Origin of the sequence: Collinsella sp. AM15-2, from assembly GCF_003471985.1 — a bacterium.
Lineage (GTDB): Bacteria > Actinomycetota > Coriobacteriia > Coriobacteriales > Coriobacteriaceae > Collinsella.
In genome coordinates this window covers 1-13,108 of the sequence record NZ_QRKO01000033.1, presented here as the reverse complement: position 1 = coordinate 13,108, position 13,108 = coordinate 1, and the positions used below count along the sequence as shown (strand labels likewise).

Annotated in this window: 11 protein-coding genes; 1 reads left to right on the top strand and 10 read right to left on the bottom strand. The window is 59.7% G+C overall.

What is annotated here, in order from left to right; translation table 11 throughout:
* Positions 1 to 73: 73 nt before the first annotated feature.
* From DW171_RS09690 to DW171_RS09645, 10 genes are all read right to left on the bottom strand, one after another.
* Entirely contained in the window at positions 74 to 541 is a 468-nt protein-coding gene (locus tag DW171_RS09690) for a YfcE family phosphodiesterase (protein ID WP_117584170.1), read from the bottom strand.
* Between the two features lie 96 nt (positions 542 to 637).
* A complete protein-coding gene (locus DW171_RS09685) occupies positions 638 to 1,354 on the bottom strand; it encodes a LytTR family DNA-binding domain-containing protein (RefSeq protein ID WP_006235156.1) in 717 nt (238 codons plus the stop codon).
* Positions 1,355 to 1,426: 72 nt separating this feature from the next.
* A complete protein-coding gene (locus tag DW171_RS09680) occupies positions 1,427 to 2,770 on the bottom strand; it encodes a histidine kinase (protein ID WP_006235157.1) in 1,344 nt (447 codons plus the stop codon).
* On the bottom strand, positions 2,767 to 3,954 hold the full coding sequence (locus tag DW171_RS09675; protein ID WP_117743936.1) for a glycosyltransferase: 1,188 nt from the start codon (positions 3,952 to 3,954) through the stop codon (positions 2,767 to 2,769). The genes DW171_RS09680 and DW171_RS09675 overlap by 4 nt, the downstream gene beginning before the upstream one ends.
* Positions 3,955 to 4,125: 171 nt before the next feature.
* Positions 4,126 to 5,385, bottom strand: coding sequence for an MFS transporter (locus DW171_RS09670; RefSeq protein WP_118271078.1), 1,260 nt, complete (start codon positions 5,383 to 5,385; stop codon positions 4,126 to 4,128).
* A 101-nt stretch (positions 5,386 to 5,486) separates the two neighbouring features.
* Positions 5,487 to 6,431 carry a zinc dependent phospholipase C family protein gene (locus DW171_RS09665; protein ID WP_118271077.1) on the bottom strand — a complete coding sequence of 315 codons (945 nt, stop codon included), beginning with the start codon at positions 6,429 to 6,431 and terminating at the stop codon, positions 5,487 to 5,489.
* A gap of 92 nt (positions 6,432 to 6,523) precedes the next feature.
* Complete coding sequence (locus DW171_RS09660) at positions 6,524 to 7,258, bottom strand: LytTR family DNA-binding domain-containing protein (protein ID WP_118271076.1); 735 nt, start codon at positions 7,256 to 7,258, stop codon at positions 6,524 to 6,526.
* A 38-nt stretch (positions 7,259 to 7,296) separates the two neighbouring features.
* Positions 7,297 to 8,682: a histidine kinase gene (locus DW171_RS09655; RefSeq protein WP_233539154.1), complete on the bottom strand. Its 1,386-nt coding sequence runs from the start codon at positions 8,680 to 8,682 to the stop codon at positions 7,297 to 7,299.
* Positions 8,683 to 8,799: 117 nt separating this feature from the next.
* On the bottom strand, positions 8,800 to 10,077 hold the full coding sequence (locus DW171_RS09650; protein WP_055310078.1) for an amidohydrolase family protein: 1,278 nt from the start codon (positions 10,075 to 10,077) through the stop codon (positions 8,800 to 8,802).
* Positions 10,078 to 10,208: 131 nt separating this feature from the next.
* Positions 10,209 to 11,660, bottom strand: coding sequence for an APC family permease (locus DW171_RS09645; protein ID WP_118271074.1), 1,452 nt, complete (start codon positions 11,658 to 11,660; stop codon positions 10,209 to 10,211).
* Positions 11,661 to 12,016: 356 nt separating this feature from the next.
* Between DW171_RS09645 and DW171_RS10365 the strand changes: the two genes are divergently transcribed.
* On the top strand, positions 12,017 to 13,018 hold the full coding sequence (locus DW171_RS10365; RefSeq protein ID WP_233539153.1) for a C39 family peptidase: 1,002 nt from the start codon (positions 12,017 to 12,019) through the stop codon (positions 13,016 to 13,018).
* The last annotated feature ends 90 nt before the right edge of the window (positions 13,019 to 13,108 follow it).

The window sequence follows — 13,108 nt, the reverse complement described above, 5'->3', positions numbered from 1 at the left end:
GCGGCGTAGTTCTTATTTAAGCCGTCCAAGTTTTGGGGTGCAGTTCAATCTGCATCCCCCGTTTTTGTTGCGGTTAGTCCAAGTCAATAAACTTGGTGCTTAGGATCTTGCCGTCTTTGACGAGCATTCTGGCCATAGTGGGGCCTCGGGTGCCTCTGGGATAGCTGGCGCTGCCCGGGTTGAGGACTAGGCAGCGGCCCACTTGGGCTTCTTTGGTTACGTGGGTGTGACCGTTGATGGCTACGTCTACGGATCCCACCGGAAGGTCTTCGCGGTAGTGGGCTACGGCGAATTTGAGGCCTTCGTAGGTAAAGAGCGCAAGACGGTCTACATCGGGGCCGTAGTCGCGGTAGTAATCGTTGTTGCCCAGTACGGCCCGCACGGGGGCGATGGTGCATAGGTGCTCGTAGTCCATCTCTGACGTGAGGTCGCCGGCGTGGATGATCAGGTCTGCGCCCTCAAGCTCATCCAAGAGCGCAGGCGATAAATAGCCGTGGGTGTCCGAGATGATGTCGATACGCTTGGCGCTTGCACTGTTCATGGGATCCCTTCCGCAAAAAACGATTCGGCAGATACATACAAAAAAGGCCCCACGGCTCCGCAGACGATGGGTCTACAGGGCTGCGGGGCCAGTGCGCTAGAGACTCAAGGCCTTCTTGAGCGGCACGACGCGGCGGCGCGAAACCGGCACGCGTTCGTCGACGCCCGTAATGCCCAGCTGGATGGCGCCCGAGGGCACCGTCTCGACGTCCGTAACGCACGCCAAGTTGACGATATAGCGGCGGTGAACACGGAAGAAGCCAAAGTCGCAGAGCTTGGCCTCAAACTGCGCCAGCGAGGTCGTCGACAAAAAACGATCATCGACGGTATAGATGCAGGAGTAATCGTCCTTGGCCATGATAAAGCGAATGTCGTCCACGGGAATGAGCACCTTGCGGCCGCCCTTTTCCACCGGGATACGCTCGATGGTCACCTTGCTGTCCGTAACCGGCTTGGCGCGTTGCATGACCTTCTCGATCGCGCGATCCAACCGAGCTTCCTCAACCGGCTTCATCAGATAATCGACGGCATCCACGTCGAATGCCTCGACCGCATGGTCACTATACGCAGTCACAAACACGATCGCCGGCGGATTTTTGAGCTTATGCAGCGCCTCGGCAAGTTGCAGGCCCGAGGCACCGGGCATCGAGATATCGAGAAACACGACATCCACGCGACTTTCCATAAGCATCTCGATGGCGGAGCGGACGCTCGACGCCTCCGTGATCGTGCCGATCTTGCCCGTTTGCTCGAGCAGGAAGCGAAGCTCCGAGCGAGCCGGCGCCTCATCATCCACAATCATCGCACGCAGCATAGGGATAAAACCTTTCGTCAACTAACTACGCCGGGCATCCGTCGCATGACGTTGAGCCCGTAGCCTTTTATTTTACTCTTGAATGTCAAAGATGCTCTCTGACAAATCAAGATGAAGGAGCACTTTGGTGCCCTTGCCCGGCGCCGATTCGACACGCGTATAGGAGTGCGGCCCATAAAAGCGATGGATGCGCTCCGAAATATTGTGCATGGCCACACCGGCGCCGCCACCCTGGGGAGAGCTGGCGTCGGGACGGGCAGAGCGCTCGTCAAACAGTCTGGCGGCGGTACCCTCATCCATGCCCACGCCATTATCGGCCACGGCAATCAAGATTGCATCCTCGCCGTCTTGGTGAACGGTCACGTCGATCCTCAGGGCGTCGTCATCGCCCATACCATGACGTACGGCGTTCTCGACAATCGGCTGGATCACGAACGCCGGCACCAGCGTATCTTCCACGTCCTCGGACACATCGAACGTCGCAAGCACGCGGTCCTCGCCAAAGCGGGCCTTCTCAAAGGTAAGGTAGCGCTTGGTCTGTGCGACCTCGCGCGAGACCGGAATAAGCGATCCCGAGTTGTCGAGCGTGGCACGATAGAACGATGAGAACTCACGAAGCAGTTCGCGGGCCCGCAGCGGGTCGGTGCGCGTAAACGATGCAATGGTGTTCAGCGTGTTGAACAGGAAGTGCGGGTTAATCTGCGCCTGCAGCGCACGCACCTCGGCGCGCGCCGTGAGCTCCTTTTGCACCTCGAGCTCGTGGATGGCGAGCTGTGTGGACAAGATCTCGGCAAAGCCCGAGGCAAGCGCGTACTGGGTACGGTCGACGGCGCGCGGGGTCTTGTAGTAGAACTTGAGCGTACCGACGGTACGATCGCCCACCTTGATGGGGGCGATAATGCCGGCGGGGACTTGGTTGTGCGAGCCGTCCGAGCCCACGACATCCACCATACGGTTGAACGACTGCACGATGCCATGTTCGATAACGTAGCGTGTGGCAAGCGTGTGGATGGGAGTATCGGGCAGCAGTTTTTCCTCAAACTCGCCCGCGCAGGCAAGCACGTTGTCCTCGTCGGTGATGGCCACCGTCATGGCGCGCGTCTCGGGCAAAATGCGCCGGCACACCAAACGCGCCGACTCCTGCGTCAGACCGCCCTTAATGTCCTCGAGCATGGCCGAGGCCACCGAGAGCGTCTCCTCGGTGTACTGGGAGCGCACCGAATCGGGATTGAGCGTCAAAAAGATAAAGATGCACAGAAAGATGCACAGCAGCGCGCAGGCAATCACCGTGGCGATCGGCTCGATACCGGTCACCAAGGCGAAAATAAAGTACACCAGCACGCAAATGGCGCAGGCGACGGCAATGATGCGAAAGATTGATATTGAACTATCGCGCTGGGCGCGGCGGTCGATCATTCGGCCCCCTCCAGAATACTGATCAGTTGTGCGTCACGCCAAAGCCCGTCCATGATCTTGGGCCAAAAGCTCTGGAAACGCAGATAGCTTGCAGCGTTTTGGCGCGCATAGGCCTTTGCCTCGTCGATACCATGGCGCCAGATGCGCAGGTAGCCCTCATGCTCGCGGGTAAACACGCTGCGGACCATAGCGGTCTTGCGCACGCGGTCGTCGAGCTCGCGCGAAATCCACGGGCCCGGGTAGGGCATGAGCGATGCCGCCGTAACGGGGATGAGCTCCTTTTGATGCGCGGCGAACGTCAACTTGGCCCGTTCGTAGTACCAACGGTATACATCCTGCATAAAACGCGGTGAGCGCTTTTCGGACTCCGGAGGCAGATGGCGCACGGTCCACTCGTTATCAAACCACACGTCGTAGCCAAACATACGCATGTTAAAGAGGTAATCCAAGTCCTCGCCGCGGGTGATAAACGGGTCAAAGGCCACACGCGTAAAGGCGCGGGCGTGCAGGGCCATCAGGCCGCCGCACACGTAGTTGGAGCGCGAGATGCGGGTGCCCGAGAGCGCCTTTTTCATCCAACGGTTGAACTCGATGCGCTTGGTCCACCAACGATGGCAGATGCCCGCCTTGTCCGTGGGAGCCAGCGGCGAGCCGTCGCGATCGTAGAAATAGCCGCTCTTGACCAAGATCGGCAGGCCCTGACGCGTCTGCTGACCCAGCGCGTAGGTCGCGCGCTTCATAAAGTCGGCATCGATGACAGTCTCATCGTCATCCAAAAAGATAACCGCGTCATGCCCCAGCACAGCGGCACAAGCTAGCCCCATGTTGCGGATGGCACCGTAGCCTCGCAGGCTCACGCACTCGCCCGAACCCTTAGGCGCGATCTGAGCAACCCGGTCTGCGATGCGCGAGGCCTGGGTGTTGGTGACAACGGTGACCTTGAGCGTGGGATGCGCGTCGACAATCTCGTGCACGCGCAGCGACACATCGGCTGTAGCAGAAACGGGACAGACCACCAAAAGGATGATGCGCGGGATGTCGCGCACCTGTTCAAGCGAGGCCAGGCAGCGGTCGAGTTCGGGATTATCGGCGTTGAGTCGTGTCGAATGGTCATAGGTGCCAGGGGCGTTTGCGCGAGCGTCATCGCCCGCCCAATACGTTGGAATCACGACCGTGGCGTTCATGCCTTACCCTCCCTGCAACACAAAAACGGGACGCCGCCAAACACAGGCGACGCCCCGCGACCTAGCTGATTCCATCATACCCACTTGGGCAAATCATTGCTCGCAAGTCGCAATGTTTATTGCGGATAACCCCAAAAGAGTACCGTGGACAGGCACAATAGCCGCTCGCTCCTATGCGGCATGCTCTGCCGCCCGAGTCATGCGGGACAAGCGGACCAGCAGCATAAAGCCCACCACCAGCAGCACGCCGATAGACAGGACGCCCAGCGAGGGGTTGCCGGTCAGCGAGGTGACAACCGACACCAGGAAGGTGCCCATAACGCTTGCATAACGACCAAAGATGTCAAAGAAGCCGTAGTACTCGTTGGACTTTTCCTTGGGAATAATGCGGCCAAAGTAGCTACGGCTGAGCGCCTGCACGCCGCCCTGGAACAGGCCGACCAAAATGGCAAGCACCCAAAACTCAAAGGCGGTCTTTAGGAAGAACGCGGCAAAGAGCACGATGCCCATATAGGCGGCGACTGCCACCAAGATCATGTTGAGCGTGCCCACGCGTCCGGCGAGCTTGCCGTAGATGATGGCGGACGGAAAGGCCACGAACTGCGTAACGAGCAGCGCCAGCACCAGCTGCGTCGAATCGATGCCCAAGGCCGATCCGTAACTGGTGGCCATGGAAATGACCGTGTGCACACCGTCGATATAGAAGAAGAACGCGATCATGTAGACCAGCACGGTCTTGTTGTGAGCGATCTCGCGCATGGTGTGTCCGACCTCGGAGAACACACCGCCCACGATGTGGCCGATGGTGTCTTCGGGCTTGCGCTCGCGACCGTACTTTTGCTTATAGGTGCGAATGAGCGGCAGGGTAAAGATGAGCCACCAGGCACCAGTGATGATAAACGACAGACGCGTTGCCAGCATGGTGGGGACGCCAAGAGCGGGGCCACCCATGATGAGCGCCAGGCAGATGACGAACGGCACGGTGGAACCGATGTAGCCCCAGGCATAGCCCGAGCTGGACACGGCGTCCATGCGCTCGTCGGTGGTAATGTCGGGCAGCATGGCGTCGTAGAACGTCATAGAAGAGTTAAGGCCGATGGTGCACAGCACGTACACGGTCAAAAATGCCATGGCGGACATTGGGATAGCCTGCGCCAGGCAAAGCACCAGGCCCGTGAGGAAGAAGCCCAAGAAGAACTTGATCTTGTTGCCGGCGTAGTCGGCAAGTGCGCCCAGAATGGGCATGAGCATGGCGATGACCAGCGAGGCGATCGTCTGCGCATTGCCCCAGGCGACCACCAGGTCGGCCGAGGAAGCGCCGGTATTGATGGCGTTAAAGTAAATGGGCACCACCGAGGTATTGAGCAGCACGAGGGCCGAATTGCCCACATCATACATAACCCAGTTACGCTCGAGCTTGGTGTATTTCATGGACAGGGACCCTTCGTATTCGCCCGATATGCAGTTAGTTCATCGTACCCCAATTGTCCAGAACCGCCGGTAAGGATTCGGCAAAGGGGCACTCACGGGCCCTATTCCTCGCGGTCGAACTCCTCATCGGCTTCGAGCACGCGACCGCTGTAGTTGATGTGGCCGGTCACGGCGTCCATGTCGCCGGTCTCGATAAAACGTGCGACCGTGCACTCGTAATCGACCAGCGCGCGATCAAAGACCTCGGGGAAACTCTCGTTCGAGACCTCGTCGGTAAAAGGATTCTTCCATGTCAGATGGCCCAGGTTACCGGTGCGCTCGGGCAGCTCAGTCGTCACGCGATGGGCAAGGCCGTCGAGCAGCGAGTAGTCGTGCACCAAGCCCTCAACCAGCGAGATCGCGCGCGTCTTTGCGGAGCCGGCCGGCTCAATCGCGCGGTAAAGTCGCTGCATATTGGCAACGGCAGCACCGTACTCCCCCGCCGGAATGTCAATGCCGTACACGCGTCCGGCAACATAGCTCATCAGCACGCCGGCCACGCGATTGATGCGATCGGTGGTGACGATCTCGCCCGCCGGCGGGTAATCGTCGACCGTAGCGCCATCGCGTTTAAGCTGCAGCATCAGTACATCCAGGTCGCTCTCGATCACGGCATGGACCTGACTGCTCGAATCCTCAAGCTCTGAATCGGACTCCACGATGCCAAACTGCTGCTCATAGACAAAGGGATGGGCGTTGCGGTCGAGCACGTAATGAGACAGCAGGCCCAGCGCAAAGGCACGACCCAAGCTGGCGTCGCGCGGCAGCAGATGCGACACGCCGTCGCGCAGGCACGCGAACTGGCGAGACATGCGCGACCGATGCATGACCTGCGCCAGCAGCGTGCAGTCGGAAACACGCGGTGTCAGAATGTGAAAGAAAAACGGGTCGGGGCCTTGGTTGCCCAAGATAAAGGCAATGCGCTCTTCATCGGACGTTATGACGCCCTGCGGAAGACGGTCGATGCTTTCCTCGCCAAACAGATGATGGGTGATAAGCGCGGGCATAATGATCCTTTCGATTTCATTCGATGCCACCCATTATGCCCACCGCGCGCCCATGCCAAACCTGCGATGGTAAACGACAGCACGCAGACCGTCTACGCAAGCCCCAAGTGTGCTTTAACCTCGGCAGCGCGACGGCGGGACACCGGTACCGTCGAGTTCACGCGGTCAAGCCTGAGCTCCATCAACCCCGTGGAGCCAATCTCAACATTGTGCACGTCTTCCAAATTGACCAGGTAGCTGCGATGAACGCGAATAAAGCCCTCGGAGTCCAAGCGACGCTCGAGCGAAGAGATCGACTCATTGATCAGGTACGTTCCCTCGGCGCAGATGGCGTTGCAAAAATCGGCGCGCGCCTCAAAGTAGCAGACGTCTGCGGCAGGAATGAACACCTTTTTGCCCCCGCGGTCCACCGTCAGACGCAAAGGCTGGCGCGGAGCGTGGATAACACGACGGACACCCAAGGCTACCTCGATCTTGTCGAGTGCCTTTGACAGGCGTGCGTCCTCGACCGGCTTGACGACATAATCGACGGCATCGAGGTTATAGGCATCAGCCGCATACTCGGCAAACGCCGTCACAAACACAACCACCGGCGGCGTCTTTAGGTTCTGCAGCGTCTCGGCAAGCTCAATTCCCGAGCGACCGGGCATGGTAATGTCTAAAAACAGCACGTCGGGCTTGTTCGACAGAATCGACTCCACGGCTTCGGTGACATTGCCCGCCTCGGCAATCTGACCCACACGCGTATCCTTTTCCAACAGATAGCGTAGCTCAGCCCTAATAGGAGGCTCGTCATCAACCACCAAGATGTTCCATCCCTCGGACATATGCGCTTCCCCTCTTTTTCTCTCAATCCAACCGCGTGCTACACCGTCATCGGCGCCGGCTCATGCGGCTCGCCGTTCAGCTCGACGATGACCTGCGTTCCCACGCCCTCCTGGGACTTCACGCGCATGCCGGAATCTTCCCCGTAAAAGAAATGGATGCGCTGAAGCACGTTGAAGAGCGCCAGGCCGCAGCCTCGCTTGATGGAGCCGTCGGCGGTAATGCTCTCGGGCTCCTCTCGGCGATGCTGCTCAAACAGATGCGCGCAGACTTCTTCGCTCATACCGATACCGTCATCCTCGACGATGATCTCCAAGCCGTCATCGGTCTCAAAAGCCCCAACACGAATAGAAAGCGGCTCGGTCTCGCGCTGGGCATGCTTGATGCAGTTTTCGAGCAGCGGCTGCAAGATAAACGGCGGCACCATGCTGTCGCGCACCTCAAAGTCGATGTCGACCGAAACGCGCAGACGGCCGTCGCCATACCGGGCCTGCATAAGATTGATATAACGAGTGCCCTGTTCCACCTCATGCTCGAGCGTGGTGAGCGTATCGGAGTCAGAAAGCGTCTGACGATAGTAATTGGAAAAGTCGATCAGCAGCGATCGCGCCTTGTCGGGCTCGGTTCGCACGAGCGACACGATAGTGCTGATGGTATTGAACAGAAAATGCGGGTCGACCTGCGACTGCAGGGCGCGCAGCTCCACGCGGGCCGTAAGCTCGTCCTGGCGCTCGAGCTCAAAGCTGGCGAGCTGCGTGGAAATGAGATCGGCAAAGCCCGAGGCCAACGCCGTCTGGCGCATATCGATGCTGCTCAGGCGGGGATAGTACAGCTCGAGCGTACCCACGCAATGCCCGCGCACGGTAAGCGGTGCGACAATACCGGCGCGCAGGCGGGGAAAATAGCCACCCGTCTCATTGGAGGTGTCACGCGAAAACACGCTCTGCTCGCCCGTCTCAATCACACTGAGCGTGGTCTTGAGCACGACCGGGGTGCCGGCAGGGCACTTTGCCGAGTCCTCGCCCCAGCTTGCCAGCACCTGCTTGCCGTCGGTAAAGCAGATGGCAGAGGCGATGGTCTCGGACAGGATGATTTTAGAGGCGCCCAGGGCCGCTTCGGGCGTAAGACCGCGCGACGTATAGGCGAATATTTTTGATGCGATGGCGAGCGTACGGTCGGTTGCGCTCGATGTGAGGTCGTCGGGGACCACAAAGACATACGAGAAAAAGAAGCACAGCATGACCAGGCCGGCAATAACGACAACGCCCGGAACGGGATTGGGATTATCGGTTAAATCCCAGATAAGCAGCAGGATAAGCGCCGGAACGACAATACCGAGTAGGATGGCCTGGACCACATGCTGGGCCGTACGAAAGACCTTGGTAGAGTTGTAGCTCTTGCCCAGAATCAGCCTGTTTAAATCCACCGTCATCCCCTTTTGTCCGTAGCACCCATAGCAATAAAGAGGGCCGCAAGCGACCCTCTCCATTGCATTATGCAATCAAAAACTGTGTTTTACATCCAGCCATCGATAAACGGTATCTTAGGCGCTGTATTTGTTGGCCTCGCCAAAGGTGCCAGCCTCGACGATCCAGCCGTCCTTCATGATGACGTCCATGTTGTCGGTGTTGAGCACGTGGATGTCGGCGGCGACATCACCGTTGACGACCAGCAGGTCGGCGCACTTGCCGGCCTCGATGGAACCGGTCTCGTCCTCGATGTGGCACATCTTGGCACCGTTGAGGGTGGCGCAGGTGATGGTCTCGACCGGGGTGAAGCCGATCTTGTCGACGAACTCGTACATCTCCTCGATGGAGCAGGTGCCGTACGGGGTGACGAAGGAGAAGGAGTCGGAACCGATCGTCATGACGACGCCGCGCTTCTTGGCCTCGCGCAGGCAGTCGTAGTTGCGCTGCAGCTCCTTCTCGACCAGGGTGCCCTCGTACTTGTCGTGCAGCTCGGGGACGTAGACGGGCGGATAGGTGGCGTACCAGGTGGGCAGGAAGGCGATCGTCGGAGTGAAGAAGGTGCCCTGCTCGGCCATGAGGTCCATGGTGCGCTCATCGATATCGAAACCGTGAATCAGCTGCTCGCAGCCAAAGCGAACGGAATCGTAGGCAGCGGCGTGGTTGTTGTAGCAGTGGCTCCACACGGGGATGCCGACCATCTTTGCCTCTTCGACCACGGCTTGGATCTCCTCGGAGCAGTAGTGCTGGTCGCGACCGGAGTCCCAGCGCCAGATGCCGCCACCGGTAGCCCAGATCTTGATGGCATCGGGGTTCTCGCGCAGGCGACGACGGACGGCCTTGCGCAGATCCCAAGGACCGTCGACCTGGTCGCCCCAGGGGTGGGATTCCTTGTTGAGCTCCTGGGTGCAGTGGTGGGAGTCACCGTGACCGGCAACACGGCAGAAGCCCAGACCGGTGGCCAGAACGCGCGGGCCCTTAAAGACGCCCTTGTCGATGCAGTCGCGAATCTGGATACCAAAGCGGCCGATCTCGCAGACGGTGGTGAGGCCGTGGGTGAGGCAGTCGTAGGCCTGCTTGACGGCGACGGCCTGCTTCTCGAGGAGCGGCTGCATAACCCAATCGGTGTCATCGTCGGTCAGGTTGCCCGAGAAGTGCAGGTGGGTGTCGATCAGACCGGGAAGGACGGTCTTGCCGGCGGCGTCGATAACCTCAACGCCCTCGGGAAGGTCCTGCATAGTGCCGGCGTACTCGATCTTGCCGTTGTCGTCGACGAGAACGAGGGAGTTCTCGACCGGCTCGGCACCGGTACCGTCGATGAGCTTGCCGCCAACGATTGCATACTTAGTGGACATGGTTCCTCCTTATGGATCCATATAGTGGGCGAGGCCGTGTTGGGTTAAGGCCTCACAAAGCTACCCAAGTGGCGCCGGGTTCGGTGCGCGGGAGAGAGGATTCCGCGCACCCGATCCGCCCCGGCCAGGCGTTACTTTTTGCGGGAATTGGTGAAAGCCATGAGGGCCAGGCCAATGGCCAGCCAGCCGATCACGATGCTCCACTCCACCATGTTGAGGGAGGCGGGAGAGAACGGGATCACGAGCAAGCCGATGATGACGGCGCAGGCAGCGACAGCGAGGCAGATGCCAAACTTGCCGCCGGGCACCTCGTAGGGACGAGGCAGGTCGGGCTCGGTGAAGCGCATGCGCAGGCAAGCGAGGGCGACCATGCCGCAGGAGAAGATGAAGGCGAGAGCCGACACGTTGGTCAGAGGGATGAGCATGTTCTTGCCCAGGAACGGACCGACGACGGTGATGACGCCCAGAACGACGCAGGCGAGCTTGGGAGCGCCGGACTTGGGATCGACCTCGGCGAACTTCTCGGGCAGCTGGCCCTTGCGGCCCATGGCGAGCATGATGCGGCTCGTGGCGCCGTAGAAGGAGTTCATCGGGCCCATGGGTCCAAGCGTGGCGATGACGAGCATGGCCAGGTACAGGAGCATGTTGATGCCCTTGAGGCAGGCAAGCGCGGGAACCGGGCTCTTAACAAACTCATGCCAGTCGAGGATGGTGCCGAACGAGTAGATGCAGACCATGTAGAAGCCACCGGCGGCCAGCAGGGCCAGGGAGATGATCTTGCCGAACTTGTTCCAGTTGAGGCCCTCGGCTGCTTCCTCAGCCTGCTGAGGAATGGTGTCGAAGCCGGCGTAGAAGAACGGGGTCAGAACCAGGACCGAAACGATGCCTGCGAACAGGCTGGTGCCCTCGGTAGCAGGCTTGCCGCCGCCAGCACCGGTGACCTGGGAGAACACGGGCATGGCGTTGTCCGGCGAGCCGGTGAACAGCGAGACGCCCATGGCGAGCAGCATGCCGCAGAGCAGGGCCTTGGTCAGGAAGGCCTGCAGCTTGGCGGCCGAGCTGGCACCGCGGAAGTTGAGGAAGATGACGTAGGTTGCAAAGCCGAGCGCGATCAGCGTCGGGAACAGGTAAACGTCGGCGCCCAGGATGGTGTAGAGCTTGACGGCTCGCAGCCACTCAAGGCCGGGCAGGCTGCCGAACATCTCGGACACGAGGGTCGAGATGGCGATGGCCTCCCACGGGCACAGGATGCCGTTGCCCAGGGCCAGGAGCCAGCCGGTGATGTAGCTCATCGTACGGCCAAAGCTACGATCGACATACTCGACGATGCCGCCCGAGATGGGGATAGCAGCCGTGAGCTCACCGAAAACAGCTCCGACGGGCACGAGAAAGATTGCACCCAAGAGGAATGCGATCATAGCGGGAACGGGACCGCCGCCCACGACCATCCAGTCGCCGACCTGCAGAACCCAACCGGTACCGATGATGGCACCGAAACCGATGGTGAAGAAGTTCCAGAGCGAGAGCGTTTTCTTCATGCCACCGTTACCTTCGACTGCAACTTCTGCGTTCTTGTCCGCCATTGTTCCCCTCCTTTCCTTATTGACGCCTCTTTGACGTCACCCCTTGCACGGTCTGTTTTGCCGCGCGCTTTTATTTCGTGGCTTTACAATACGGCCTTGGCACAGCAGCGCCGCTTGCGGCTCGACCGAAGGCAGAACCGCAAAACGAGCGGCGCCGTTTTTGGGACGAACGGCGGAAGACGTCATTCGTCTTGGACGCTTTCATCTTGTCTGCTTTTGAATACCTGTTGCCGTGACGCTTGGCGCGCGGCGCGGCAACGTTCATACCATTTGTCAGGCTTTTGGCGCACATACCCATGTGTCGCGCCTCTTTTTATGTAGGATAGACAAGTTACACATGAGGCAAGGTGATTCGAATGGCATATGGATACAATGACGGCGACCAACGGCCACAAAGCGTGCGCCTTGCCGGCCGCACCACGCCAACGCCCAGAAGCACCTCCGACAACGACAACCCGCAGCGCCCCCAAGAGCAGCTCGGGGCTTCTTCGCGGCAACAAAGCCGTACCGTGCAGCAGTCAGACCGCATGAGTACGAGCACACGCCAACGCCAGACCGACACATCGCAGCCACGCCGCTACGATCGCCGTAAGACCGACTACTACGTTAAGCGCTCCTTTTCGCCACCTCAACGCAATCGCGGCAATTCCGCCCCTCGCCCCGCGTCGCACACCACAAGCCACGCACTTCCGGCCCGCCGTCTACGCCTTGCGCTTTGCTCCATTGCCGCCTGCCTCGTCTTTGTGTTTTTGGGATCCTGTATCTCGCACGGATCAGCCGGTCTTGAGCCCACTGCCGAGGACAAGCTGCTTAAAGCTCCCGTCGCGCCCGGTTACTCCTTTGCGTTCTCGACCCCACGCTCGCAATGGCAGGCCGGCACCATGCCCCACATCTACCAAATTGACCCCGCATGGTCGGAGCTGCCCTATGCCGGTGGCACTATTCGCGAAAACGCTTGCGGCCCCACTTGCCTCACCATGGTCTATATCTTTAAGACCGGCCACACCGATAAGACGCCGGTCGATATATGCGCACTGGCCGAAGCCGGCAACTACGCCCCCACTGGTGCCACCGAGTGGTCGTTTATGACAGGCGGTGCGTGGCAGCTGGGGCTCAACGGAACACAGCTCTATAACGATTGCGAATCGATTACCCAAGCACTTCGCTCGGGTGCGCCCGTTATCGCCGCAGTGCGCCCCGGTACGTTTACCAACGTAGGCCACTACATCGTGCTCTACGGCATCGACGATGCCAACCAGATTGGCGTCTACGACCCCAACTCGGCCAGCCGCAGCGCCCGCCGCTGGGGCGTCGTAGAGGTCCTCAACGAAGTCGAAGCCATGTGGGCCTACTACTAGTCATTGGGCACTCATTGGGGACAGACTTAAATGAGTAGTCATTTTTTGACTAGTCGTTTAAGAACGTCCATTACAGTCGAAATTGTCAGC